General features: G+C 64.9%; 24 protein-coding genes. 11 read left to right on the forward strand and 13 right to left on the reverse strand.

Annotation, left to right across the window (positions count from 1 at the left end):
- Nucleotides 1-12: 12 nt before the first annotated feature.
- The 3 genes from pdxA to I4X03_RS12190 form a co-directional block, all read right to left on the reverse strand.
- Nucleotides 13-1,053: a 4-hydroxythreonine-4-phosphate dehydrogenase PdxA gene (gene pdxA / locus I4X03_RS12180; protein ID WP_223468487.1), complete on the reverse strand. Its 1,041-nt coding sequence runs from the start codon at nucleotides 1,051-1,053 to the stop codon at nucleotides 13-15.
- A gap of 2 nt (nucleotides 1,054-1,055) precedes the next feature.
- Complete coding sequence (locus I4X03_RS12185; RefSeq protein WP_223468488.1) at nucleotides 1,056-2,423, reverse strand: peptidylprolyl isomerase; 1,368 nt, start codon at nucleotides 2,421-2,423, stop codon at nucleotides 1,056-1,058.
- Between the two features lie 64 nt (nucleotides 2,424-2,487).
- Nucleotides 2,488-4,710 (reverse strand): LPS-assembly protein LptD, encoded by a 2,223-nt coding sequence (locus I4X03_RS12190; RefSeq protein WP_223468489.1) that lies wholly within the window; start codon nucleotides 4,708-4,710, stop codon nucleotides 2,488-2,490.
- A gap of 97 nt (nucleotides 4,711-4,807) precedes the next feature.
- Here I4X03_RS12190 and I4X03_RS12195 point away from each other — a divergent pair, with 97 nt between their 5' ends.
- The 5 genes from I4X03_RS12195 to I4X03_RS12215 are packed head-to-tail and all read left to right on the forward strand — an operon-like array spanning nucleotide 4,808 to nucleotide 9,997.
- The gene (locus tag I4X03_RS12195; RefSeq protein ID WP_223468490.1) at nucleotides 4,808-5,863 is read left to right on the forward strand and encodes an aminoglycoside phosphotransferase family protein; all 1,056 of its coding nucleotides are present in this window, start codon (nucleotides 4,808-4,810) and stop codon (nucleotides 5,861-5,863) included.
- A 13-nt stretch (nucleotides 5,864-5,876) separates the two neighbouring features.
- Nucleotides 5,877-6,596 (forward strand): N-acetylmuramate alpha-1-phosphate uridylyltransferase MurU, encoded by a 720-nt coding sequence (murU, locus tag I4X03_RS12200; RefSeq protein ID WP_223468491.1) that lies wholly within the window; start codon nucleotides 5,877-5,879, stop codon nucleotides 6,594-6,596.
- Nucleotides 6,593-7,924, forward strand: coding sequence for an aminopeptidase P N-terminal domain-containing protein (locus I4X03_RS12205; protein ID WP_223468492.1), 1,332 nt, complete (start codon nucleotides 6,593-6,595; stop codon nucleotides 7,922-7,924). Before murU ends, I4X03_RS12205 begins: the two co-directional genes overlap by 4 nt.
- The gene (locus tag I4X03_RS12210) at nucleotides 7,921-9,072 is read left to right on the forward strand and encodes an FAD-dependent monooxygenase (protein ID WP_223468493.1); all 1,152 of its coding nucleotides are present in this window, start codon (nucleotides 7,921-7,923) and stop codon (nucleotides 9,070-9,072) included. Before I4X03_RS12205 ends, I4X03_RS12210 begins: the two co-directional genes overlap by 4 nt.
- 19 nt (nucleotides 9,073-9,091) lie before the next feature.
- Complete coding sequence (locus tag I4X03_RS12215; RefSeq protein WP_223468494.1) at nucleotides 9,092-9,997, forward strand: sensor domain-containing diguanylate cyclase; 906 nt, start codon at nucleotides 9,092-9,094, stop codon at nucleotides 9,995-9,997.
- Between the two features lie 2 nt (nucleotides 9,998-9,999).
- On the opposite strand, the gene I4X03_RS12220 is transcribed toward I4X03_RS12215, so the two are convergent.
- Genes I4X03_RS12220 through I4X03_RS12230 form a run of 3 tightly spaced genes read right to left on the reverse strand, consistent with a single transcriptional unit; the run spans nucleotide 10,000 to nucleotide 12,896 of the window.
- Nucleotides 10,000-11,454 carry an NAD(P)(+) transhydrogenase (Re/Si-specific) subunit beta gene (locus I4X03_RS12220; protein WP_223468495.1) on the reverse strand — a complete coding sequence of 485 codons (1,455 nt, stop codon included), beginning with the start codon at nucleotides 11,452-11,454 and terminating at the stop codon, nucleotides 10,000-10,002.
- Nucleotides 11,451-11,765, reverse strand: a complete 315-nt coding sequence (locus I4X03_RS12225) for an NAD(P) transhydrogenase subunit alpha part 2 (RefSeq protein WP_223468496.1) — start codon at nucleotides 11,763-11,765, stop codon at nucleotides 11,451-11,453. The genes I4X03_RS12220 and I4X03_RS12225 overlap by 4 nt, the downstream gene beginning before the upstream one ends.
- A gap of 18 nt (nucleotides 11,766-11,783) precedes the next feature.
- Entirely contained in the window at nucleotides 11,784-12,896 is a 1,113-nt protein-coding gene (locus I4X03_RS12230; protein WP_223468497.1) for a Re/Si-specific NAD(P)(+) transhydrogenase subunit alpha, read from the reverse strand.
- A 246-nt stretch (nucleotides 12,897-13,142) separates the two neighbouring features.
- Between I4X03_RS12230 and I4X03_RS12235 the strand changes: the two genes are divergently transcribed.
- Nucleotides 13,143-13,646 carry an NUDIX hydrolase gene (locus tag I4X03_RS12235; RefSeq protein WP_223468498.1) on the forward strand — a complete coding sequence of 168 codons (504 nt, stop codon included), beginning with the start codon at nucleotides 13,143-13,145 and terminating at the stop codon, nucleotides 13,644-13,646.
- Nucleotide 13,647: 1 nt separating this feature from the next.
- Nucleotides 13,648-14,748: a tRNA 2-thiouridine(34) synthase MnmA gene (gene mnmA / locus I4X03_RS12240; protein ID WP_223468499.1), complete on the forward strand. Its 1,101-nt coding sequence runs from the start codon at nucleotides 13,648-13,650 to the stop codon at nucleotides 14,746-14,748.
- Between the two features lie 2 nt (nucleotides 14,749-14,750).
- On the opposite strand, the gene I4X03_RS12245 is transcribed toward mnmA, so the two are convergent.
- The 4 genes from I4X03_RS12245 to I4X03_RS12260 all read right to left on the reverse strand — a co-directional run bounded on the left by I4X03_RS12245 (nucleotide 14,751) and on the right by I4X03_RS12260 (nucleotide 17,644).
- The gene (locus I4X03_RS12245; protein ID WP_223468500.1) at nucleotides 14,751-15,533 is read right to left on the reverse strand and encodes a hypothetical protein; all 783 of its coding nucleotides are present in this window, start codon (nucleotides 15,531-15,533) and stop codon (nucleotides 14,751-14,753) included.
- A gap of 254 nt (nucleotides 15,534-15,787) precedes the next feature.
- Complete coding sequence (locus I4X03_RS12250) at nucleotides 15,788-16,171, reverse strand: response regulator (protein ID WP_223468501.1); 384 nt, start codon at nucleotides 16,169-16,171, stop codon at nucleotides 15,788-15,790.
- Nucleotides 16,172-16,189: 18 nt separating this feature from the next.
- Entirely contained in the window at nucleotides 16,190-16,966 is a 777-nt protein-coding gene (locus tag I4X03_RS12255; protein WP_223468502.1) for a 5'-3' exonuclease, read from the reverse strand.
- Between the two features lie 6 nt (nucleotides 16,967-16,972).
- A complete protein-coding gene (locus I4X03_RS12260) occupies nucleotides 16,973-17,644 on the reverse strand; it encodes a glutathione S-transferase family protein (protein WP_223468586.1) in 672 nt (223 codons plus the stop codon).
- A 142-nt stretch (nucleotides 17,645-17,786) separates the two neighbouring features.
- Between I4X03_RS12260 and I4X03_RS12265 the strand changes: the two genes are divergently transcribed.
- Genes I4X03_RS12265 through I4X03_RS12275 form a run of 3 tightly spaced genes read left to right on the forward strand, consistent with a single transcriptional unit; the run spans nucleotide 17,787 to nucleotide 20,659 of the window.
- On the forward strand, nucleotides 17,787-18,158 hold the full coding sequence (locus I4X03_RS12265) for a BlaI/MecI/CopY family transcriptional regulator (protein WP_223468503.1): 372 nt from the start codon (nucleotides 17,787-17,789) through the stop codon (nucleotides 18,156-18,158).
- On the forward strand, nucleotides 18,155-19,729 hold the full coding sequence (locus I4X03_RS12270; protein ID WP_223468504.1) for a M56 family metallopeptidase: 1,575 nt from the start codon (nucleotides 18,155-18,157) through the stop codon (nucleotides 19,727-19,729). The genes I4X03_RS12265 and I4X03_RS12270 overlap by 4 nt, the downstream gene beginning before the upstream one ends.
- A gap of 57 nt (nucleotides 19,730-19,786) precedes the next feature.
- On the forward strand, nucleotides 19,787-20,659 hold the full coding sequence (locus tag I4X03_RS12275) for a DUF72 domain-containing protein (protein WP_223468587.1): 873 nt from the start codon (nucleotides 19,787-19,789) through the stop codon (nucleotides 20,657-20,659).
- On the opposite strand, the gene I4X03_RS12280 is transcribed toward I4X03_RS12275, so the two are convergent.
- The 3 genes from I4X03_RS12280 to I4X03_RS12290 are packed head-to-tail and all read right to left on the reverse strand — an operon-like array spanning nucleotide 20,656 to nucleotide 23,056.
- The gene (locus tag I4X03_RS12280) at nucleotides 20,656-20,901 is read right to left on the reverse strand and encodes a DUF6587 family protein (RefSeq protein WP_223468505.1); all 246 of its coding nucleotides are present in this window, start codon (nucleotides 20,899-20,901) and stop codon (nucleotides 20,656-20,658) included. The genes I4X03_RS12275 and I4X03_RS12280 overlap by 4 nt on opposite strands.
- 1 nt (nucleotide 20,902) lies before the next feature.
- Complete coding sequence (gene feoB, locus I4X03_RS12285; RefSeq protein ID WP_223468506.1) at nucleotides 20,903-22,783, reverse strand: ferrous iron transporter B; 1,881 nt, start codon at nucleotides 22,781-22,783, stop codon at nucleotides 20,903-20,905.
- Between the two features lie 3 nt (nucleotides 22,784-22,786).
- Nucleotides 22,787-23,056, reverse strand: a complete 270-nt coding sequence (locus I4X03_RS12290) for a FeoA family protein (protein WP_223468507.1) — start codon at nucleotides 23,054-23,056, stop codon at nucleotides 22,787-22,789.
- Nucleotides 23,057-23,308: 252 nt separating this feature from the next.
- Here I4X03_RS12290 and I4X03_RS12295 point away from each other — a divergent pair, with 252 nt between their 5' ends.
- Nucleotides 23,309-23,521 carry a (2Fe-2S)-binding protein gene (locus I4X03_RS12295; protein ID WP_223468508.1) on the forward strand — a complete coding sequence of 71 codons (213 nt, stop codon included), beginning with the start codon at nucleotides 23,309-23,311 and terminating at the stop codon, nucleotides 23,519-23,521.
- Nucleotides 23,522-23,524: the final 3 nt, after the last annotated feature.

The raw sequence follows: 23,524 nt of genomic DNA on the forward strand, positions 1-23,524 counted from the left end.
TTTCTTTTCGTGTTAGTGATTGCCTGCGCGGCGTGCGCGGGCCATGTGCAGCGCGCTGCGGATCGCTTCGATCATGCTGCCGCAGTCGGCCAGGCCCAAGCCTTGCGCCGCGATGTCGAGCGCGGTGCCGTGATCGACCGAGGTGCGCACCAGCGGCAGCCCGAGCGTGATGTTGACGCCGCGCCCGAAGGTGGCGTACTTCAGCACCGGGAGCCCCTGGTCGTGGTACATCGCCAGCACGCAGTCGGCGTCCTTCAGGTAGCGCGGCTGGAATAGCGTATCGGCAGGATACGGGCCGCTGCAGTCGATGCCGCGAGCGCGCGCCGCGTCGATGGCCGGCGCAATGGTGTCGATTTCTTCGCGCCCCAGGTAGCCGCCCTCGCCCGCGTGCGGGTTCAGCCCTGCCGCCAGTATGCGCGGCGACTTGATGCCGAACTTGGTTTTCAGGTCGCTGTCGATGATATCGAGCACCTGCGCCAGGCCGTCCTGGGTAATCGCCGCCGATACGTCCTTGAGCGGCAAATGGGTGGTGGCCAGCGCCACCCGCAGCGGCGGCTGGCCTTCGCCCGGCACGCCGGCCAGCATCATCACGACCTTTGGGGTCGCTGTCTTTTCGGCGAGGTATTCGGTGTGGCCGGAGAACGCGACGCCGGCGTCGTTGATGGTCGACTTTTGCAGCGGCGCTGTGACGATGCCGTCGAACCAGCCTGCCAGCACGCCTTCGACCGCGAGGTCGAGCGTGGCCAGCACGGCGCGGCCGTTGGCGGCGTCCAGCGTTCCCGGCACCACATGCGCGTCGAGCGGCACATCGATGACGGCGATGCGCCCGGCGCCAAACTGCGGCAGGCCGCTGTTGCGCAGCGCCTGCACCGACAGTGCCGCCAGCTTGATGGAAGGGTCGATGTAGCTGGCGGTCATCGCCAGGAAGGCGGCGTCGCCGATCAGGACGCAATTGGCGTCGTGCCGCATGTCCCATGCGGCACGGATCGAGATTTCAGGGCCGATGCCCGCAGGCTCGCCTGTGGTGACGGCGAGCGCCGGCCTAAGAATCATGCTTACTGCTCGTCGCGGAACTCGACGTAGGCGCGGTCGCGCACCTGGCGCGCCCACTCTTCGGCCGCTTCGGATACTTTCTGTTCGCGGATCGCCTGGCGTGCCGCGTTGCGCTCGCGCTCTTTCGACTTGTCGTCGCTCTTGCGCTCCAGGACTTCGATCAGGTGGAAGCCGTACGGCGTTTCCACCACGCCGCTGAGTTCACCCGGCTTCAGGTCGTTCATGACGTTCTCGAATTCAGGCACGACATCGCCCGGGTACAGCCAACCGAGGTCGCCGCCCTTGCTGGCCGAGCCGTCGTTGGAGAACAGTCGCGCCAGTTCCTCGAACTTGGCGGCCTTGTTGTCGAGGCGCTCCTTGAGTTCGACCAGCTTGCGCTTGGCGTCGTCCGCGGTCATGGTCGGGGTGACCTTGAGCAGGATGTGGCGTGCGCGGGTCTGCTGCACGACAGCCTCGCCGGCAGCTTCGGTCGGGGTGCGCTTGTCGACCAGCTTGAGGATGTGGAATGCGGTCGCCGACTTGATGATCGGGGTAACCTGGCCCGGCTTGAGCGGCGCCAGCGCCCTGGCGAAAGCTTCCGGCAGGCGCTGCGCGTCGAGCCAGCCGATTTCGCCGCCCTTGAGCGCGTCGCCGGAGTCCGAATAGGTCGCGGCGATCTTGGCGAAGTCGGCGCCGGTGCGCAGCTGGCGCGCGATTTCTTCGGCGCGCGCGCGACGCGCGGCGATCTGCTCGGGCGATGCGTTTTCCGGAATGCGTACCCGGATCTGCGCCAGGTTCATTTCGACGCGTTCAGCTGCCGCGGCCTTGCGCGCGGCGATGAAGGTGTCGACTTCGGCGTCCGATACCTGGACCTTGTTGTCGACTTCGTGCTGGCGCAGGCGCTGCAGCATCATCTCGTTGCGGATCTCTTCACGGAAGGCGACGAAGGTGGTGCCTTCCTTTTCGAGCGCGTCGCGCAGCTGCTGCACGTTCATCTTCTGCTGCTCGGCGATGCCGCCGATGGCGCGGTCGAGCTGGGCGTCGTCGACGCGCACGCCCATCTCCTTGGCCAGCTGGACCTGGGCGCGCTCGACGATCATCGATTCGATCACCTGGCGCTGCAGGTCGGCCTGGTCAGGAATCTGCGCGTTCGCCGCGCGCATGCGCTGCACCACCGATTCGACCCGCTTGGCCACTTCGTTCTTGGTGATGACCTCGTCGTTGACCACGACCGCGATCGAATCGATCACGTTGGCCGAGCTCGACGCCGGCGGCAAGAAGCCGGACGACGGCTTGGCCGCAGGCGCGGCCGCCGGCGTGGTGGCTTGCGCCGCTACCTGGCCGGCGGACAGGGCGCACAGCAGGACAGCTGCGATCTTGAGTTGGTGCATACTGGCTTTACGCATAATCTGGGAAGCACTCATGTTCAGGTGAATGAAAAAATCGTTGTGCTGCTTAGCGGCCGTAGCCAGGGTTTAGCCTGCTGTAGCCGGGGATACTCTTGTAGAACGATTCAAGCGGATTGCCGAAGCCAAGCTTCGACAGGCCGTTCAGCTCAAGCTGGAAGAAGATCGGCGTCGAGGTATTGCGCAAGGTGGTCACGAAGCGCTGCGCGCCCATCCGGAACACCCAGCAGTCCGCACGATACTCCAGCCCGAGCAGGCTCTCAAGGACCTTGTGATCCTTGACAGAATAACTTACCCGGCCCACGCCATACCAGCGCATCGACAGCGGCCATTGCGACGACAGGTCGACGTTCTTGAACGTTTCGCGCAGGTAGCGGTACTCGGCGTTGATCACTTTCTTGTCGCCCGGGCGCCATTGCAGGCCGTAGTTCGAACTGAAGGTCTGCTTGGCGCTGGCGTCGTATTGTACTGCGCTGTCGAAGGTCCAGTTATCGTCGATGCGCCCGGACGCCGCCACCAGCAGGTCGGAGCGGCTGTCCTTGCGCAGCTGGCTCGGGTCGAGCTGCACGCGCTGGTCGCTCAGGTAGAAGCGCTGGCCGATCGCCAGGCGCAGGCGCTCGGCGCCGTTTTCTTCGATGAAGCGCGAGGTGATCGCCGCCGTCACCTGGTTGGCGTCGGCCACCCTGTCGGCGCCGATGAAGCGGTTCTCGCTGAAGATCTGGGCGAAGCTGAAGCCCGCTTCGGCGGTGTCGAACAGCGGGAATTCGCTCTGGTCCTTGTACGGCGTGTAGACGTAGAACAGGCGCGGCTCCAGCGTTTGGGTCATGCTCTTGCCAAGCAGGGTCGCATCGCGTTCGTAGATCAGGCCACTGTCGAGCGAGAAGGTCGGCAAGGTGCGCGTCAGGGTGCGCGCGCTGCCGCCGACGGTGTCGACATCGTATTTGCTGCTATGGACCATCAGCTTCGGCGTGACGAAATAGCCCGGGCGGATGAACGGATAGCTGACCTGCGGGATCGCGACGGCGCGGTTGCCGGTCTGGAAATCAGGATGCGAGAAACGCACCAGTTCGGCGTCCAGCGCCCAGTCGAAACCGTTGACGTCGTAGCGGCCGGCGTGGAAGTTAATCTGCGGCAGGCGGTCGTAGGGGCGCACCACCGTGAGGCTCGGGTCGGTGGCGGCGGCCGGGTCCTGCAGGATCTGGTAGTTCTGCGCGCGCGCCGTCAGGCTCCAGTACTGGCTGACGTAATCGGTGCGCACTTCGCGCAGCAGCTGGCGTTCGGCGCTGGTCGAAATCGACTTCGAAAAGTCGCTCGGATATTCGTCGTCGGACGCGGCGCGGATGTTCCAGCCGAACGACAGTCCCCTGGCCAGCGCCTGCGAGTGGTTCGAGTTGACCAGCCAGCGGTCGGTCCTGGTTTCCTTGTCGTTGAGCAGGAACTCAAGGTGGGTCTCGCCGCCGTACCAGCCAGCGCCGGTCTCGCCGATGTAGCGGCCGGTGGCGCCCAGCTGCAGGCCGCGGTCGAGCATCAGGCGCGGGTACACGGTCAGGTCGCGGTTCGGCGCGATGTTGAAATAGTAAGGCACCATCACCTCGGCGGCGCCCTTGGAGCCGAAGCCGACGCTTGGCGGCAGCCAGCCGGAGCGGCGCGCGCCCGATAGCGAGAACGACAGCGCCGGGGTGCCCAGGATCGGCACGCCCTTGAAGTACACCACGGTACCGCTGGCGACGCCGACATCGCGGCCCGCATCGAGGCGCAGCGTGTTGGCCTTCAAATACCAGTCCGGGTTCAGGCCTTCGCAGGTGCTGTAGGTGGCGTTGGTAACGACCGCTTCTTCCTGGCTGATGAAGTCGAGCCGCGCCGCGCCGCCCTGCGCATTATTGGCCTGCAGCTTGTAGGTCGGGTTGAGCAGGTAGCCCTTGCCCGAACTGAGGTTCAGCTGCAGCGAATCGCCGGTGTAGCGGTCGCCGAAGCGCTGCATGAAGACATTGCCTTGCGCCGACACCCGATCTTCGACCTGCTGGTAGCAGGCGCTGTCGGCGGTCATGCGGGTCTGGCCGCGTATCAGTTCGACATCGCGGTTGAGGTTGACTTCGCGGTCAGGGCGTCCGGTGATCTCTTCGGCCTCCACGATCACGGGGGCATTGGACTCTTCAGCGTTCGATTGGGGGGCGACGCTTTGGGCGTGCGCAGGCACCGCGGTGGCGGTGACGATCGCCGTCAGGGCGAATACCCAACGTTGCGAGGGAGGCGGAGCCGGAAACAAGCTCATGAAAAGATGCGTTCAAACACCATGAGAGGCGCTTTTTTGAGTTTAATCCCTTATTATATGGGATTGTCTCACTCAACCGGATTCCACAGGCTGCTTCATGTCTTTATTGTCATCAAATACTCCCGCACTCAAGCCAGACGCCCGCCTGGAACAGCTTTCCGCCTGGCTCGGCACGCTCAACCTGGTGCAGGTCGACACCAAGCGCCCCGCCTCGTCCGACGCCAGCTTCCGCCGCTACTTCCGGATCGATGTCATTCCGGAATTACGTGAAAAACTTGGCAACACCCTGATCGCGATGGATGCCCCGCCCGAGCGCGAGAACGTGCCGGCGTTTATCCATGTACAAGGCCTGCTGCTTGAAGCCGGCGTCACCGTGCCGGCCATCGTCGCCCAGGATGTCGCCAGCGGCTTCCTGCTGCTGTCGGACCTCGGCACCACCACCTACCTGCAGCGCCTCGACGTCGACAATGCCCCGTTCATGTATTCGGACGCGGTCGACGCGCTGATCCAGTTCCAGCTGCATTCCCGGCCCGACGTGCTGGCCAACTACGACCGCGCCTTCATCGAGCGCGAGCTGAACCTGTTCCCGGAATGGTTCGTCGGCAAACACCTCGGCATCGAGATGACACCGGAGCAAAGCGCCCAGCTGGCCGGCGTGTTCGAAGCGATCATCGCCAATGTGCTGGCGCAGCCCCAGGTGTTCATGCACCGTGATTTCCATTCGCGCAACCTGATGTTCCTCGACCAGGGCAACCCGGGCGTGCTCGATTTCCAGGACGCCGTGTTCGGCCCTGTGACCTACGACCTCGGCTCGCTGCTGCGCGACGCCTACATCCAGTGGGACGAAGAAGTGGTGCTGGACTGGGTCGTGCGCTACTGGCAGCGCGCCAAGCAGGTCGGCCTGCCGGTCAATCCGGACATCGACGCGTTCTACCGCGACTTCGAGTTCATGGCCCTGCAGCGCCACCTGAAAATCCTCGGCATCTTCTGCCGCCTGAACTACCGCGATGGCAAATCGATCTACATGGGCGATTTGCCAACCGTGACAGACTACGTGCGCAAGACCGCCAACCGCTACACTGTGCTCAAACCGCTGGTGCGCCTGCTCGACGCGTTCGAGGACAAGGCGCCGCAGGTCGGCTACACCTTCTGATAGCAAGGCATCGATGAAAGCCATGATTTTTGCCGCCGGTCGCGGCGAGCGTATGCGTCCGCTGACCGACACCTGCCCGAAACCGCTGCTCAAGGTCCGCGGCCGCCCCCTCATTACCTGGCACGTGCTCAACCTGGTGCGCGCCGGGATCACCGAGATCGTCATCAACCACGCCCACCTCGGCCACATGATCGAGGAAGAACTGGGCGACGGCAGCAAGTTCGGCGCGCGCATCGTCTACTCGCGCGAAGAAACCGCGCTCGAGACGGCGGGCGGCATCGCCAACGCGCTGCACCTGCTGGGCGACGAGCCATTCGTCGCGGTGTCGGGCGATATCTACTGCCCCTACTTCGACTTCGCGCACGTCAAGGACGTGTTGGCCGAGAAGGACGCGCTGGGCAATCCATATCCGGTTGAAGAGCGCGACGCGTGCTGGCTGTACCTGACGCCGAACCCGTGGCACAACCTCGAAGGCGACTTCGCCCTGACCATGTACTCGGTGGCCAATGAAGGCACGCCGAAGTGGAACTTCGCGAACATCGGCGTCTATCGCCCGGAGATGTTCGCGCACATCAAGCCAGGCGAGAAGGCACGCTTGGGCAACCTGATGCGCGACTACGCGGACCGCGGGCTGGCTGGCGGCGAGATCTACATGGGCGAGTGGGTCAACGTTGGCACCGTGGGCCAGCTGGAAGAACTCAACGCGCCGCTGGCGAAGAAGGCAAGCGCGTGAAACACCATGCTGCGCGGCGAGCACGTGTCTGCGAGCAGATGCCTGCCGGCGCGGTGGCAGTCCTGGCCACCGCGCCGGAAGTGCCGCGCAACGCCGACAGCGACTACCCCTACCGCCACGACAGCTACTTCTACTACCTGACTGGCTTCGCGGAGCCGGAAAGCGTGGTGGTGCTGGCGGCCGCGCACGGCGGCAAGCCTGCCCGCTCGATCCTGTTCTGCAGGCAGAAAAACGCCGAGCGCGAAATCTGGGACGGTTTCCGCTACGGCCCCGAGGCGGCGCGCGCGGCCTTCGGCTTCGACGAAGCGTACCCGATCGACGACATCGACAGCGAGCTGCCCAAGCTGCTGGCCAACGCGCCAGCGCTGTACTGCCCGGTGGCGCACAGCGCCGCGTTCGACGCGCGCATCAAGGGCTGGCTCGACAAGGTGCGCAGCCAGTCGCGCACCGGCGTCACCGCGCCCGCCAGCGTGCACGACCTGCTGGCGCTGCTCGATGAGATGCGGCTGTTCAAGGACGACCACGAACAGGCGCTGATGCAGCGCGCCGCCGACATCTCCGGCCGCGCACACGAGCGCGCGATGCGCATCGCCCGCCCCGGCATGTTCGAATACGAAATCGAAGCCGAACTGCTGCACGAGTTTCGCCGCAGCGGCGCGCAGTCGCCTGCCTACCCGTCGATCGTGGCCTCCGGCGCCAACGCCTGCGTCCTGCACTACGGCGCCAACAACGCGCAGGCGCGCGACGGCGACCTGGTGCTGATCGACGCCGGTTGCGAATTCGACAGCTATGCATCGGACATCACGCGTACCTGGCCCGTCAACGGGCGCTTCAGCGAACCGCAAAAGCAGCTCTATGAACTGGTGCTGGCGGCGCAATCGGCCGCGCTGGCCGCGATTGTGCCGGGGCAGCGCTACAGCGCAATCCATGACGCCGCGCTCAAGGTGCTGGCGCAGGGCATGCTGGACTTCGGCCTGCTCGACAAGGCAAAATTCGGCAACGCCGACGAGGTGATCGGCGAACGCGCCTTCGCGCAGTTCTACATGCACGGCACCGGACACTGGCTGGGGCTCGACGTCCACGATGCGGGCGCTTACCGCGACGTGACGCAGGACGAGCGGCCATCGCGCATGCTGCAGCCAGGGATGGCGCTGACGGTGGAGCCGGGCATCTACGTGCGCCCGGCGCCGGGCGTACCGGAGCAGTTCTGGAACATCGGCATCCGCATCGAAGACGACGTGGTCGTTACCGATGCCGGCTACAAGATCCTCAGCGCCGCCGCCCCCAAGCTGGTGGCCGATATCGAAAAAGTGATGCAACACGGATGATTGAAGCAACAGACACCAAGTTCGATGTCGCGATCTGCGGCGCAGGCCCGGTCGGCATGGCACTGGCCGCCCTGCTGGTCAAGCGCGGCATGGCGCCGCACACAGTCGGCCTGCTCGACGCCAAGCCGCTCGCGCTGGCGCTGGCAGATCCACGCTCGATCGCGCTGTCGTACGGCAGCCGCCAGCTGCTCGAGGCGATCGGCGCCTGGCCGTTGCCCGCGACGCCGATCCACGAAATCCATGTGTCGCGGCGCGGCCACTTCGGCCGCAGCATGATCGATCGTGACGACCATCAGGTACCGGCGCTCGGCTACGTGGCGCGCTACGGCGACCTGGCCGGCGTGCTGGCGGCGCTGTGCGAAAGCCTCGGCATCGCAATTACCCGCCCTGCGCGGGTGTCAGGCATTGACGAGAACGATGCCGGTGTCGTGCTGCGCCTCGACGATGGCCGCGAGGTCGGCGCCGCGCTGGCCGTGCAGGCCGAAGGCGGCGTGTTCGGCGCGCAGGAAGCGCGCGCGCGCCAGCGCGACTACGGCCAGACCGCCGTGATCGCGCGCGTCAGCACCAACGCGCCGATCGCGCATCGCGCTTACGAGCGCTTCACCGCCGAAGGTCCGCTGGCGTTGCTGCCGCAAGACGGCGTCGACGGCCAGCAGTACGCGCTTGTATGGTGCGTCAGTCCGCAGCGCGCGGAAGCGCTGCTGGCATTTGACGATGCGGAATTTTTGTCCCAGCTGGGCCAGGAGTTCGGTACGCGGCTCGGGCGCTTTGTCGGTGCCACGCGCCGCGTCTGTTACCCGCTCGGCCTGAATGCCGACGCACCTTCTACAGCGCGCACGGTTGCCATCGGCAACGCCGCGCAGACCTTGCACCCAGTGGCTGGCCAGGGCCTGAACCTGGGCCTGCGCGACGCCGCGGTGCTGGCGCGCATGCTGGCGCGCGACTCGACACCGGCTGCGCTGGCACGCTTCGCGGTCGAACGCAAAGGCGACCGAAGCCTGGTGGTTGGCCTCACCGATACCATGGCGCGGGCATTCGCCAACCGGGGCCCGGCGCAGGCACTGCTCGGCCTCGGCCTGGGCGTGATCGACACCGTCCGGCCGGCGCGCACGCTGCTGGCCGAAACCATGATGTTCGGCCACCGCTAGGCGCACAATGCAACCCGCCTTGCCTTCGTCCCTGATGTGCTCACTGGTCGACGAATCGCTCGACGCCGTGCTGATCATCGACGAAGACTGCATCGTCCGCTACGCCAACCAGTCGATGCAGAACCTGTCAGGCTACAGCGGCGAGGAGCTGGTGGGAAAATCGCTGGACGCGCTGCTGCCGGGAGCGATGGCCAGCTGCCATACCGGTTTCGTGCGCACCTTTACGCGCGGCGAGGCCCCGTCGGCAGTGCTGGGCAAGGTGCGCGAGTTCGCCATCCGTGACCGCAACGGTATTGTGATACCGATTGAAATGAAGGCGATCGACATCGGCCAGCATGAAGGCCGGCGCTACTTCGGCGCCTTCATCGAGGATCTGCGCCCGCGCCGCACAATGGAAGCCCAGAACGCCGCGCTGCTGGCGCGACTGGAACAGGAAGCGATGACCGACCCGCTCACCGGCATCGCCAACCGGCGCGCCTTCGCGGCGGAAGGCGACCATATGCTGGTACGGGCGCGGCGCAGCGGCGCACCGGTGGTCGTCGGCATCGCCGACATTGATCACTTCAAGAAAATCAACGACGAGAACGGCCACCCGGCCGGCGACACGGTATTGCGCGCGGTCGCACAGCGCATGACCGAGGCCGCGCGCGCGTCCGACTTCGTCGCGCGCATCGGTGGAGAGGAATTCGGCCTGCTGTTCCCAGACACCCATGCAGATGCGGCGGTTGGCATCGCGCAGCGCATCCGCGAGTCAGTGGCTGCCAGCCCGATCGAGACCGACGACGGCCGCCTGGTGCACGCGACCATCAGCATCGGCCTGACGCAGATATCGCCAGCCGAACAGCTGGACGACGGCCTCGCCACCGCCGATTGCGCGCTGTACAACGCCAAGAATGGCGGGCGCAATCGGGTTGAATCGATCTAGCGTTATTCGACTGCCTTGACCATCGATTCGAGCACCTTCTTCGCATCGCCGAACACCATCATCGTGTTTGGCTGGTAGAACAGGTCGTTGTCGAGGCCCGCGTAGCCGGACGCCATCGAACGCTTGTTGACGATGATGCTCTTGGCCTTGTACGCCTCGAGAATCGGCATGCCGGCGATCGGCGACTTCGGATCCTTGGCGGCCGGGTTCACCACGTCGTTTGCACCCAGCACCAGCACCACGTCGGTCTGGCCGAATTCGCCGTTGATGTCCTCCATTTCGAACACCTGGTCGTACGGCACCTCGGCTTCGGCCAGCAGCACGTTCATGTGGCCCGGCATGCGTCCCGCCACCGGGTGGATCGCATACTTCACCGACACGCCCTGGTGGGTCAGCTTCTCGACCAGCTCTTTCAGCGCATGCTGCGCGCGCGCCACCGCCAGGCCGTAGCCCGGCACGATGATGACCGATTCCGCGTTGCTCATGATGAAGGCGGCGTCGTCAGCCGAACCTGATTTGACCGGGCGCTGTTCCTGCGCCGCGCCGCCGGTTTCGGCAGCCTCGCCGCCGAAGCCGCCCAGGATCACGTTGAAGAACGAGCGGTTCATCGCCTTGCACATGATGTAAGAGAGGATCGCGCCCGACGAGCCCACCAGCGAACCGGCGATGATCAGCATCGAGTTATTGAGCGAGAAGCCGATGCCCGCCGCCGCCCAGCCGGAATAGCTGTTCAGCATCGACACCACCACCGGCATGTCGGCCCCGCCGATCGGAATGATGATCAGCACACCAAGGACGAACGACAGGATCGCCATGATGACGAACGGCGTCCACGCAGGTTCGGCCGATTCGGAGAAGCAGAACATCAGGCCCAGCACGACGATCGCGATGGCGATGACGAGGTTGAACATGTGCTGGCCCGGGAAGCTGACCGGCGCGCCCTGGAACAGGCGGAACTTGTATTTGCCCGACAGCTTGCCGAACGCGATCACCGATCCGGAGAAGGTGACGGCGCCAACGAAGGTACCGATGAACAGCTCGAGGCGGTTACCGAAGGGCAGTGCGACCCCGCGCTGGGTGATCTGGAACACCCACGGCTCCGACACCACGGCCACCGCGATGCAGACAGCGGCCAGGCCGATCAGCGAGTGCATCGCCGCCACCAGTTCCGGCATCTTGGTCATCTCGACCTTTTTGGCCGCGAACGCGCCGATGCCGCCGCCCACCACCAGGCCAGCGATCACCAGGCCGTAGCCCATCGCGCCGGTGGCCATTTCGGTCTTGAGCTTGAGGATCAGCGCCACGGTGGTGACGGTGGCAATCGCCATGCCGGCCATGCCGAAGGCGTTACCGGCGCGCGCGGAGGACGGCGAGGACAGGCCCTTGAGCGCCTGGATGAAGCAGACCGACGCCACCAGGTACAGCAGCGTCACCAGGTTCATGCTGATGAAGTTCATGCCTTGTCTCCCGCTTTGGCCTTCGGCTCTTTTTTCTTGAACATCTCGAGCATGCGCTGGGTGACCAGGAAGCCGCCGAACACATTGACGGCGGCCAGCGCCACCGCGACCGTGCCGGCCACCTGCCCCAGCATGCCTTCGGTGAGGGCGGCGGCCAGCATGGCGCCGACGATGATGATCGCGGAGATCGCGTTGGTGACCGCCATCAGCGGCGTATGCAGCGCCGGCGTCACGGTCCAGACGACGTGGTAGCCGACGTAGATGGCCAGCACGAAGATGATCAGGTTGATGATGGTGTGGCTGATTTCCATGGAATGCTCCTGTACTTGTTATTTACGCAGCACGTCGCCGCCGGCGCACACCAGCGTGGCTTTCAGGATTTCGTCTTCGCGGTCGATGACCAGGTTCTGGTCCTTGTCTATCACCAGCTTGAGGAAATCGAGCACATTGCGCGCATACAGCGCGGACGCGTCGGCCGCGACCAGCGTGGCCAGATCAGGCTCGCCGACGATCGACACGCCATGCTTGACGACGGTCTTGTTCAGCTCCGACAGCGGGCAGTTGCCGCCCTGCGACACCGCAAGGTCGACGATCACCGAGCCAGGCTTCATGGCCTTGACGGTTTCTTCGGAGATGAGCACCGGCGCCGGGCGCCCCGGGATCAGCGCGGTGGTGATGATGATGTCGGCCAGCTTGGCGCGCTCGTGCACCAGTTCGGCCTGGCGGCGCATCCAGTCGGCCGGCATGGCGCGCGCGTAGCCGCCGGCGCCTTTGGCGATTTCCTTTTCTTCGTCGGTCAGGAACGGCACGTCGATGAACTTGGCGCCCAGCGACTCGACCTGCTCCTTGACCGGCGGGCGCACGTCCGACGCCTCGATCACGGCGCCGAGGCGCTTGGCGGTGGCAATCGCCTGCAGGCCGGCCACGCCGACGCCCATGATCAGCACGCGCGCCGCTTTCACGGTGCCCGCGGCGGTCATCAGCATTGGCATGAAGCGCTGGTAAGTATTCGCGGCGACCATCACCGCCTTGTAGCCGGCGATATTGGCTTGCGAGGACAGCACGTCCATCGACTGGGCGCGCGTGATGCGCGGGACCGCTTCGAGCGAGAAGGCGGTGAGGTTGGAGGCGGCCATTGCGGCGATGTTGTCGGCGTCGAAAGGATTGAGCATGCCGATCAGGACCGCGCCCGGCGTCATCAGCGCGCGTTCTTCGGCGTCCGGTGCGCGCACCTTGAGGACCACGTCGCAGCCGAAAGCATCCGCTGCCGTGCCGATGGCGGCGCCGGCAGCCAGGTAGGCGTCATCGATCACGGAAGCGGCCACGCCGGCGCCAGACTGGACCACGACCTGATGGCTGGCCGCGAGCTTCTTCACCGTCTCGGGAGTTGCAGCGACACGGGTTTCCCCAGCCCGCGTTTCAGCGGGTATGCCTATCCTCATGAATGCCTCCTTGGTATGAATTGATTGATAAGATAGTACACGGAAATTGTCATTACTCAATGTCGCAATCTTGATCAAAGGGCAATCCGCGATTTTCCTGCAGCACGTGGTTCGCAGCCAGCACAATCCATCCAAAACTTGTATCAGATCAACCCGCCTCCCCATGCAAATCGCATATCTCGGGTGCGCATGAGCAACTGATCCGGCGCCAAGGTAGAATGTCGGCTTCAAATTTGAGGGGCGCACATGCCACACACCTGGAGACCGTCAGTTACCGTCGCCGCGATCATTGAGCGCGACGGCCGTTTTTTGCTGATTGAAGAAGAGACCAGTGAAGGCGTGCGTCTCAACCAGCCTGCCGGCCATCTCGACCCGCTCGAGACGCTGGAGCAGGCGGTCACCCGCGAGGTGATGGAGGAGACTGCGCACGAGTTCTTCCCGAGCGCGCTGGTGGGCATGTACATGTCGCGCTACAGCTCCAAGCGGCGCGGCACCGACGTGACCTACCTGCGTTTTACCTTCTGCGGCACCGCGGGCAAGGAGTACGACCAGCCGCTCGACCACGGCATTTTGCGTACCATGTGGATGACGCGCGACGAAATCGCGGCCTGCCAGGAACGCCACCGCAGCCCGATCGTGCTCACTTGCGTCGACGATTACCTGGCCGGCAAGCGCACCTCGCTGGACCTGCTGCACACCCACTCCTCGGTATTCGAGGGCGGGCTTTCACTAAAAACGGACGTCACCTGAAATGAGCAAGAAAAAAGTCGTGATCGGCATGTCGGGCGGAGTCGACTCCTCGGTCGCGGCGTGGATGCTGAAGGAACAGGGCTATGAAGTTATCGGCCTGTTCATGAAAAACTGGGAAGACGACGACGACTCCGAGTTCTGCTCGTCGCGCCAGGACTGGATCGATGCGGCCAGCGTGGCCGACGTGGTCGGCATCGACATCGAAGCCGTCAACTTCGCCGCCGAATACAAGGATCGCGTGTTCGCCGAGTTCCTGCGCGAGTACCAGGCCGGACGCACGCCGAATCCGGACGTGCTGTGCAACGCCGAGATCAAGTTCAAGGCCTTCCTCGACCACGCGATGCACCTGGGCGCCGACCTGATCGCGACCGGGCACTACGCGCGCGTGCGCGAAAACGCCGGGCGCTTCGAGCTGCTCAAGGCGGTCGACGCGACCAAGGACCAGAGCTACTTCCTGCACCGCCTGAACCAGGCGCAGTTGTCGAAGACCCTGTTCCCGCTGGGCGAAATCCCGAAGACCGAAGTGCGCAAGATCGCCGAGCGCCTGGCCTTGCCGAACGCGGCCAAGAAGGACTCGACCGGCATCTGCTTCATCGGCGAGCGCCCGTTCCGCGACTTCCTGAACCGCTACCTGTCGTACAAGCCGGGCCCGATGAAGACCGACGACGGCACCGTGGTGGGCGAGCACGTGGGGCTGTCGTTCTACACGCTGGGCCAGCGCAAGGGCATCGGCGTGGGCGGCATGAAGAAATACAAAAACGACGACGGCACCAGCGAGCCGTGGTTCGTCGCGCGCAAGGACATCGAGACCAATACGCTGTGGATCGTGCAGGGGCATGACCATCCATGGCTGCTGTCGGCGTCGCTGGAAACCGCGCAGGCCAGCTGGATCGCGGGCGAACCGCCTTCGGCACGCATGTTGTCGGCAAAGACGCGCTATCGCCAGGCCGATGTGGCTTGCCAGGTGCTGCCGCATGGGCTGGACAGGTTTGCGCTCAACTTCACCGATCCGCAATGGGCGGTGACGCCGGGGCAGTCGGCGGTGCTGTACGACGGCGATGTGTGCCTGGGCGGCGGAATAATTGACAGCTCGCGCCCGTAGCGTCAGTCTACCGCCGCCGGGCCAAGGGGTTCGAGCTGATTCTGGCGCCGCAACTGCGCCAATTCCCGGAGCAAGGCGCGGTGACGTTGCGTGCTAAGTCCGAGCGGCTCGGCGGCGTTATCCGACAGGTACCAGCCGTTCCTACCGTCAAGACCGATCCAGCCGGTGTCAGGCAGGTTACCGCCAGGGTGCAGGCGGTCGCTGGCATAGTGAAAAAGCATGAACGTCACCGGGTCAGCTCCATCGATCCGCTGGCTGCCGTAGAACACGGCGTGCCGGTCACGTACTATGGGACGAAGGGCTCGGGCGTGATCGTTCGGCGCGATGAATGCGATCAGGACCGCTTCGAGCGTCGATGGGTCTGCGCCGTGCAGTATTCGGCCACCGTAAATCACCCACCTGCCGTCTGTCACATGTAGGGGCTCCAACGCCCCTGGCAAGGCGGCGCGTAGCTTCGCTAGATTCAGCGTTGGGCTAAGCGGGGGGACCCGCTGCAGGGAGTCGAATACTGCGCTGCCGTCGCTGAGAATGCGGTCGTCAAGGTAGGAGCGTAATCGCGCAAGATCCACCGGACCTTCGAGCCTGACCAGCAGCAAATGCGTTTCATTGCGAGGCCTTTCGTACAGGGGAAAGCAGGCGACGCCGATCATGCACACCGGCCCGCCGGGTTGGCGCCTCTCCCACCTGTCCACGCGGTAGACATAGTCGCCGATGCGGGAAAATGCCTGACCACCAACCGTGCGCGTCTCAGGCTCGTGCCGGCAAGCGTCAATAGGAGCGACCAAGTCCTTGCCTTCGACGTCACGCCAGCTAGCGGAGCACGAATTTTCCGGCAAGTTGCAGTAGCCAAGCACTAGGAGTGGAACAGCTGCGACGGTGGCAAGCGCTCTTTTGCCCATCACGTTATCCTCGTTGGTCTCGACAGCCCAATCCTAAGCGGCGCCGCCCCTGCCATCGTTGCCGCAGATCAATTGCCGTCGCATGGGGCACTTTCGCCGCTCGATAGAGACCTCACTTGGCTCGGCAGGTCTTCGAGTCGCTATGGCTGGCTGTTCTTTTTCACGATCGCGATCACGGTGCTGCGGATCGTCTTCAGCACCGCGTCCGCCTTGAACGGCTTGACGATAAACCCGTGAACGCCGCGCGCCAGTGCGGACTGAATCGTTCCAGCATCGAGCGCGCCGGACACCAGGAAGATCATCGTCTTCGGCATGGAAGCCCTGACCTGCTCGACGATGTTGTTCCCGTCTTCCATCTGCTCGAGAGCGATGCAAAAAATATGTGGATGATGTTTCTGCAGCAGCGCGTACCCCTGCGTGCTGGTGTGCGTATGCCCGACAACTTCATAGCTGCCGTCGGTAAGCACGGTATTGAGCAAGCCACGCGAGATCGCGCTTGAGTCCACAATGACTGCCTTCAGCATGTCGTCTCGTCCTTGTTCCTAGAATGTTTGGTAGGCCAGCATCTTCCAGCTGACACCGAGGCGCACATCGGTCTTGAGCTGCACCAGCTGGCGCGACAAATACAGTATCTCGCGCTCGGCGCGCAGGCGCTCGCCGAGCGGCGTCTTGAGTATGCCCGCGCCAGCCATCACGGCATCCAGGTTGCCGTAGGCGTTGAGCAGCTTGGCGGCGGTTTTCATGCCGACCTTCGATACGCCCGGTACGCCGTCGGTCACGTCGCCCATCAGCGCCAGCAGGTCTGCCAGCAGTTCCGGCGCGACGCCGAATTTGTTGCGCACCCAGGCGTCGTCGTGCCACTCGCCCTTGAAGTGGTCCCATACCAGGGCGCCTTGCGCGATCAGCCCGTGCAGGTCCTTGTCGGTGGTGGCGATGATGGCGTCGCCGCGGCCTTCCTCCAGCCAGCGCAGCACGCCGGTGCCGATCACGTCGTCGGCCTCGACATCGGGCAGCATCAACACGTGCAGGCCGGCCTGCGCCAGTTTGTCGTGGAAGCCCGGCAGCGCTTCGCGCAGGCACGACGGCATCGGCTCCCGGTTTTCGCGGTAGCGCGGATACAGCGCGTGGCGCCAGGTGGCGCCGCCAAAATCAAACGCCGCCAGGACGTGCGTCGGTTCGTGCGCATTGAGCAGGTTGCGGAACGACGACAGCGCGTGGCGAAGCGCGATGTCGGCCTTTTCCCGCGAGTCCGGTTCGGGACTGGCTTCGTAGACCCGCCGGACGATATTGAGCCCGTCGATCGCAAGCAGCTTGCCCATCGCGCCTTACTTCGCGATCGTGAAAGGTCCGCCGCGCTCGAGCGCGCGCTGGTAGGCCGGACGCGCGTGGATGCGCTGCAGGTAGTCGTTCAGCTTCGGATACCTGGCATCGAGGCCGCCGCGCGACGCCGCCGCTTCGATCACGAAGCTGAGCTGGATGTCGGCAGCGGTAAATTCTTCGCCGGCGAACCAGGTGCTCTTGCCAAGTTCGGCTTCGAGGAAGGCGAGGTGCTGCTGGATCTGCGGCAGGATGAAACTGCCCTTCACCTTCTGGGCGATCGAGCGCGCGACCGGCTTGACGAAGAACGGCATCGGCGCCGTTTCGATGCGGTCGAACACGAGCTTCATCAGCAGCGGCGGCATCGCCGAGCCTTCGGCGTAATGCAGGAAGTAGTTGTAGCGCAGCTTGTCGGCGCTGCCCGGCGCCGGTACCAGCTGGCTGCCGCCCTGGCGCTCGAGCATGTATTCGATGATGGCGCCCGATTCAGCCACCACGATATCGCCATCGGTGACCACCGGCGACTTGCCCAGCGGGTGCACCGCGCGCAGCTCGGGCGGCGCCATCATGGTCTTGCGATCGCGCTGGTATTTCTTGATCTCGTATTGGAGGCCGAGTTCTTCCAGCAGCCAGAGGATGCGCTGCGAGCGCGAGTTGTTCAGGTGGTGGACGATGATCATGCTGTGCTGCCCCATGTTGGCGAATACGCCCATTGTAATGGCAGTACGCCAGGCACGCGAACCGCTCTGCTACTAGACTTATAGTTGACAAAGCCAGACACCGCGAATACGATCTACTAAACTTATAGTAGAAGGAGTGGCGATGGACATTACCTTTACCGACCGCGAGGCCGGCGTGATGCAGGTGCTGTGGGATTCGGGGCCGTCCGTGGTGGCCGAGGTGCGCGCGCAGCTTGCCGACGAGCTGGCGTATACGACCGTGCTGACGGTGCTGCGTACCTTGGAGGCCAAGGGCTACGTCGGCCACACCGAGGAAGGCCGCGGCCACCGCTACTTTGCGGCGATCGCGCAGCAGGAAGCGCGCAAGAGCGCCCTCGCCCACCTGACCAGCAAGCTGTTCAAGGGCTCGGCCGAACTGCTGTTCGCCCACCTTGTTTCGGACCGCAAGCTCGGCGCCGACGAAATCGCCCGCATGCGCAAGCTGCTGGCCGACAGCGCCAAGGACAAACCATGATCGCCTGGCTTGCCTACACCGTGATGGTGACGCTGCTGCTGGCTGGCGCCGCGCTTGCGGCCGAAGGGTCGGCGCGACTGCGCCGCGTATCCACGCGCTGGATCTGGGCACTGGCGATAGTCGCCGCGCCGCTGCTGCCATTGGCGATTTCGACAGTGTCGATCCAGGTTCCCGCGAGCCTTGCCCCGGGCGCCGCGAGCGCGCCGGTCGCGCTGCGCGAAGCGACACTGCCCGCCCTGTCGCCGTCGACCTGGATTGCCACGCCAATGGCTGGCATCGATGGCGGCATGCGGATTGACGACCTGCTGCAGCGCGCCTGGGCCGCCGCTTCATTGGCGATCGTAATCGCGCTGGCGGCCGGCGCCATCGCCCTGCAGCTGCGCAAGCGGCGCTGGGCGCAGCGCGCGGTGGCCGGCGCCATTGTGCTGGTGGCGCCGGACGCCGGGCCAGCCGTGGTCGGCCTGGTACGGCCGCGCATCGTCGTTCCCGAGTGGCTGTTGCAGGCGTCGCCACTTCAGCAGTCGCTGGTCATCGCCCATGAAAAATCCCACGTCGACGCGCGCGACCCGCAGCTGCTTGCGTTCGCGATCGCCGTGCTGGCCTTGATGCCATGGAACCTGCCGCTGTGGTGGATGGTGCGGCGCCTGCGCCACGCCATCGAAGTCGATTGCGACGCCCGCGTGCTGCTTGGCGGGCATGACGTGCGCGCCTATGGCGAAGTACTGGTCGATGTGGGCCAGCGCCAGTCGGGCTATCTTGGCGCGGCGGCGGCAATGGCCGAATCGCGTTCCCTGCTGGAGCAGCGCATCCGCCTGATGCTGCGCGCGCCGGGCCGCAAAGGCCGCGCCGTGGGCGTGGTGCTGGGCGGGGTCGCCCTGTCGATGGCGGCGATCGCGGCCCAGGTGGCGCCGCCGGCCGCCAGCGTCGCATCGCTCGCGCCGCGCCAGCAGGTCGACCTGCCGGCCTCGCGGCTGGTCGATTACGAAGGCACCTACCAGGTCGACGAATTCATCCTGATGGAAGTCAGGCGCGACGGCCGGCGCCTGTGGACGCAAATGACCGGCAACCCGCCAATCGAACAGTATGCCGAGCGCCAGGACGCCTTCTTCTCGCGCGATATCGACGCGCAGCTGGCCTTCGAGCGCGACGCGCGCGGCGCAGTGACCGGACTGGTGCTTCATTCGCTGGGCGCACAATACGCGGCGCCCAAACTGGAGCAGGACGGCATTGCCGCGGCATCGATGAAGATCAACCAGAATATCGTGCGCACCGCGCCAAGGCGGCCGGACGGCGAAGCCTTGTTGAAGCGCAATATCGACCTTGCTGTTGCCGGGAAGCTCAGGACCGACGAGATGACTCCCCAGCTCGCCAAGCAGGCGCAGCGCATGTTTGCGCACACGTCGAAGGAACTCGCCGCTTACGGCCGGGCCAGGGCGGTGGCATTCCTTGCTGTCGACGGCAATGGATTCGATGTGTACCGCGTGCAGCACGAGCACGGCCAGCGCGACTGGCACCTGCTGATCAATTCCGACGGGAAAGTATCACGCGCCTACAGCCGCGACGCGCAATGACGCGGATGGTTCGTCAGCGAACGGCGCCGCGCATGCGCCGCGCCTATGCTGGCGGACATGGGCGCGATCCGCATCGGAATTTCTGGCTGGCGATATGAGCCGTGGCGCGGGGTCTTCTATCCGGAAGACCTCGTGCAGGCGCGCGAGCTCGAATTCGCCTCGCGCGCGCTGCCGACCATCGAGATCAACGGCTCGTTCTACTCGCTGCAGCGTCCTGAAAGCTACGCCGCCTGGTACCAGGCGACGCCCCCCGGCTTCATGTTCAGCGTCAAGGGCAACCGCTTCATCACGCACATGTTGCGGCTGAAGGATATCGACGGCCCGGTGGCGAATGTACTGGCGTCGGGTGTTTTCAACCTGCATGAAAAGCTCGGCCCCTTCCTGTGGCAGTTCCCGCCCAACTTCAAATTCGATCCCGAGCCGATGGAGCACTTCCTCAGCATTCTGCCGCATGATACCGATGAGGGCCTGGAACTGGCCAGCCGCTACGAACCGCGCATGAAGGGCAAGGTGGCGCTGGACGTGGACAAGAAGCGCAAGCTGCGCCACGCAATCGAGGTCCGCCACGAGAGCTTCATCGACGAAGCCTTCATCGCGCTGCTGCGCAAGTACAAGGTGGCGGTGGTGGTGGCCGATACCGCCGGCAAGTGGCCTTACATCGAAGACGTGACCGCCGACTTCATGTACCTGCGCCTGCACGGCGACAAGGAGCTGTACGCGAGCGGCTACACCGAGGAAGCGCTGGAGCGCTGGGCGGCGCGGATACGGGCGTGGTCCGGCGGCTCGCAGCCTGCGGACGCGCACCTGGTGTCGTCGAAAGCGCCGCCGGCGCGCAAAAGCCGCGACGTGTTCTGCTACTTCGACAACGACATCAAGGTGCGCGCGCCGTTCGACGCGCGCAGGCTGATCGAAAAGCTGGGACTGGCCTAGGGCCTGTGGATCTTGATGACGCGCCTGGCGTCGTCTGGCGCCGGAACAGGGTCGGCGCAGGCCTTGCAGGTATTGCAGCCGCTGCCGCAGCCCGGGTCCGGGTTGAGCATGCGGCCGAGGGTCGACTCGCTGCCGCCGACGCGGTAGGAGAGCCTTTTTCGCCACGCAGCCGGCATGTATTTGCGCACCGTGTAAAACGCGGCGGCCGCAACGATCAACCCGACGATGACGTATTCCAGCACGTCAGCCTCCCAGCGCCAGCGCCGTGCGGTAGGTGATGAACGACGCGGCGTAAGCCAGCGCGAACATGTAGCCGGCCATGATCAAAGGCCAGCGCATGCTGTTGGTCTCGCGCTTGACGACCGTCAGCGTCGACAGGCACTGCGGCGCGAACACGTACCAGGCCAGCAGCGACAGCGCGGTCGCCAGGCTCCACGACTGCGCGATCAGCGGCGTCAGCGTGGTGGCCAGCTCGTCGCCGGTTTGCGACAGCGCGTACACGGTGCCCAGCGCACCGACGGCGACTTCGCGCGCGGCCATGCCCGGCACCAGCGCGATGCAGATCTGCCAGCCGAAGCCGATCGGCTCGAACACCACCGCCAGCGCGCGGCCCAGCATGCCGGCTACGCTGTAATAGATAGGCGGCTGGGTCGCGCCTTCCGGAGCGCCCGGGAAGGTCGACAGGAACCAGATCAGGATCATCAGGGTCAGGATCAGCGTGCCGACGCGGGTCAGGAAGATCTTGGCGCGTTCCCACAGGCTGATCGCCAGGTTCCGCAGGTGCGGCCAGTGGTAGCTTGGCAGCTCCAGCATCAGCGGGTTGTGGCGGCTGCCGCCCAGGATGCGCTTGAAGATCCAGGCCACGGCCATCGCGCCGACGATGCCGGCGAAGTACAGCGCGAACAGCACCAGCCCTTGCAGATTCATGAAGCCGGCCACTTCGCGGTTCGGGATGAACGCGGCGATCACCAGTGCGTACACCGGCAGGCGCGCCGAGCATGTCATCAGCGGCGCGATCATGATCGTCACCAGGCGGTCGCGTGGGTTCTGGATCGTGCGCGCGGCCATCACGCCCGGGATCGCGCAGGCAAAGCTGGACAGCAGCGGGATGAAGGCGCGGCCCGACAGGCCGACGCCGCCCATCACGCGGTCCAGCAAAAACGCCGCGCGCGGCAGGTAGCCGCAGTCTTCCAGCACCAGGATAAAGAAGAACAGGATCAGGATCTGCGGCAGGAACACCAGCACGCTGCCGACGCCGCCGAAGATGCCTTCGACCAGCAGGCTGCGCAGCGGGCCTTCGGACATGTTCGCCGTCGCCATCTGGCCGAGCGCCTCGACGCCGCCGGTGATCATCTCCATCGGAACCGCGGCCCAGCTGAACACGGCCTGGAACACCAGGAACATGATCACGGCCAGCAGCACCGGGCCGATAAACGGGTGCAGCACGACGTTGTCGATTTTTTCGCTCAGGTTGCCGGTGTCGTTGGCATAGCTGGTGGTGGCGCCGAGGATGCGGCGCACTTCGCGCTGGGTGTCTTCGACCGAGACTGCGTCGATGGCCGACAGCGGCAGCGCGGCGACGTGCGCCTGTTCCGGCATGCGGTCGAGCGCTTGCAGCAGCGCCTGTTCGCCACCCGCGTGGACCGCGACCGTTTCGACGACCGGCATGCCGAGCTCGCGCTCGAGCTTTGCCGTGTCGATCGCGATGCCGCGCTTTTTGGCCATGTCGACCATGTTCAGCGCCAGCACCATCGGCATGCCGAGGCGCTTGATCTCGAGGACCAGGCGCAGGTTCAGGCGCAGGTTGGTGGCGTTGACGACACAGACGATCGCGTCAGGCGCTTGTTCGCCTTCGCGCAGGCCGGCCACGACATCGCGGGTGATCGCTTCGTCGGGCGTGGTGGCCGACAGGCTATAGGCGCCCGGCAGGTCGAGCACGCGGAAGGCGCGCCCGGCGGGCGAGGTGAAGCTGCCTTCCTTGCGTTCGATGGTCACGCCGGCGTAATTGGCGACCTTCTGGCGCGCGCCGGTGAGGCGGTTGAACAAGGCGGTCTTGCCGCAGTTCGGGTTGCCCAGCAGGGCGATCAGCGGTACTGCCCGCACCGGTGTATCAACTGCTCCCATCGCTTACTCCGGCTGGATCGAGACCAGCGCGGCTTCAAAGCGGCGCAGTGCGAAGGTCGACTCGCCAACCCGGACCGCGACCGGGTCGCCGCCCGGCAGGCGCTTGAGCATCCGGATCCGCTCGCCCGGGACGAAACCCAGCTCCATCAGGCGGCGCGACACGTCGATGCCGTCCTCGCCTTCGCGGCGTTCGCTCGGCACGAGGTGGATGACGGTGCCGCTCTGCCCGGCCATAAGGGCGTCGAGGGTGGTCAGGGTAGGTGCAAGTGTCATGTCGCTGCTTTCAGGTTGTCGGCCATCTCGGGCCCGAACGGCGTGTCGTACAGCGACATCATAAACCTAAATGCGAATTATTACCATTTGCAGGCCTGTCTACATCAAAAAACGGCTGGCGCGCCGACCGTTTCCCAACAAATCGCTTGCATGCATTTCAAAACGCAGTAGAATACGAACCGTAATGCGAATGATTCGCATTAGAGAAAACGGCAATATTGTCGACTTCTTCATACAGGACTGGGTACATTCATGATCGTCTGCGTCTGCAACAACATCTCCGACCGCGAAATCCGCCAGGCGGTCGACCTTGGCCTGTCGTCCATGGCCGAGCTGCGTGAGACCCTCGGCGTCGCCACTTGCTGCGGCAAGTGCGAAGGCTATGCTGAAGAAGTGCTCAACGCACACGTCGAAAGCACCACCCGCATTACCGAACTGTCGTTCCGCGCCACCCAGGCCGCGTGAGCT

This window comes from Massilia soli (genome assembly GCF_016809835.1).
Lineage (GTDB): Bacteria > Pseudomonadota > Gammaproteobacteria > Burkholderiales > Burkholderiaceae_D > Telluria_A > Telluria_A soli.

Bases quoted from the DNA above. Each gene is read 5' to 3' on its own strand.
- pdxA (WP_223468487.1), bottom strand. From the start codon at position 1,053: ATGATTCTTAGGCCGGCGCTCGCCGTCACCACAGGCGAGCCTGCGGGC.
- I4X03_RS12185 (WP_223468488.1), bottom strand. From the start codon at position 2,423: ATGCACCAACTCAAGATCGCAGCTGTCCTGCTGTGCGCCCTGTCCGCC.
- I4X03_RS12190 (WP_223468489.1), bottom strand. From the start codon at position 4,710: ATGAGCTTGTTTCCGGCTCCGCCTCCCTCGCAACGTTGGGTATTCGCC.
- I4X03_RS12195 (WP_223468490.1), top strand. From the start codon at position 4,808: ATGTCTTTATTGTCATCAAATACTCCCGCACTCAAGCCAGACGCCCGC.
- murU (WP_223468491.1), top strand. From the start codon at position 5,877: ATGAAAGCCATGATTTTTGCCGCCGGTCGCGGCGAGCGTATGCGTCCG.
- I4X03_RS12210 (WP_223468493.1), top strand. From the start codon at position 7,921: ATGATTGAAGCAACAGACACCAAGTTCGATGTCGCGATCTGCGGCGCA.
- I4X03_RS12220 (WP_223468495.1), bottom strand. From the start codon at position 11,454: ATGAACTTCATCAGCATGAACCTGGTGACGCTGCTGTACCTGGTGGCG.
- I4X03_RS12225 (WP_223468496.1), bottom strand. From the start codon at position 11,765: ATGGAAATCAGCCACACCATCATCAACCTGATCATCTTCGTGCTGGCC.
- I4X03_RS12230 (WP_223468497.1), bottom strand. From the start codon at position 12,896: ATGAGGATAGGCATACCCGCTGAAACGCGGGCTGGGGAAACCCGTGTC.
- I4X03_RS12235 (WP_223468498.1), top strand. From the start codon at position 13,143: ATGCCACACACCTGGAGACCGTCAGTTACCGTCGCCGCGATCATTGAG.
- mnmA (WP_223468499.1), top strand. From the start codon at position 13,648: ATGAGCAAGAAAAAAGTCGTGATCGGCATGTCGGGCGGAGTCGACTCC.
- I4X03_RS12250 (WP_223468501.1), bottom strand. From the start codon at position 16,171: ATGCTGAAGGCAGTCATTGTGGACTCAAGCGCGATCTCGCGTGGCTTG.
- I4X03_RS12255 (WP_223468502.1), bottom strand. From the start codon at position 16,966: ATGGGCAAGCTGCTTGCGATCGACGGGCTCAATATCGTCCGGCGGGTC.
- I4X03_RS12260 (WP_223468586.1), bottom strand. From the start codon at position 17,644: ATGATCATCGTCCACCACCTGAACAACTCGCGCTCGCAGCGCATCCTC.
- I4X03_RS12265 (WP_223468503.1), top strand. From the start codon at position 17,787: ATGGACATTACCTTTACCGACCGCGAGGCCGGCGTGATGCAGGTGCTG.
- I4X03_RS12270 (WP_223468504.1), top strand. From the start codon at position 18,155: ATGATCGCCTGGCTTGCCTACACCGTGATGGTGACGCTGCTGCTGGCT.
- I4X03_RS12275 (WP_223468587.1), top strand. From the start codon at position 19,787: ATGGGCGCGATCCGCATCGGAATTTCTGGCTGGCGATATGAGCCGTGG.
- feoB (WP_223468506.1), bottom strand. From the start codon at position 22,783: ATGGGAGCAGTTGATACACCGGTGCGGGCAGTACCGCTGATCGCCCTG.
- I4X03_RS12290 (WP_223468507.1), bottom strand. From the start codon at position 23,056: ATGACACTTGCACCTACCCTGACCACCCTCGACGCCCTTATGGCCGGG.
- I4X03_RS12295 (WP_223468508.1), top strand. From the start codon at position 23,309: ATGATCGTCTGCGTCTGCAACAACATCTCCGACCGCGAAATCCGCCAG.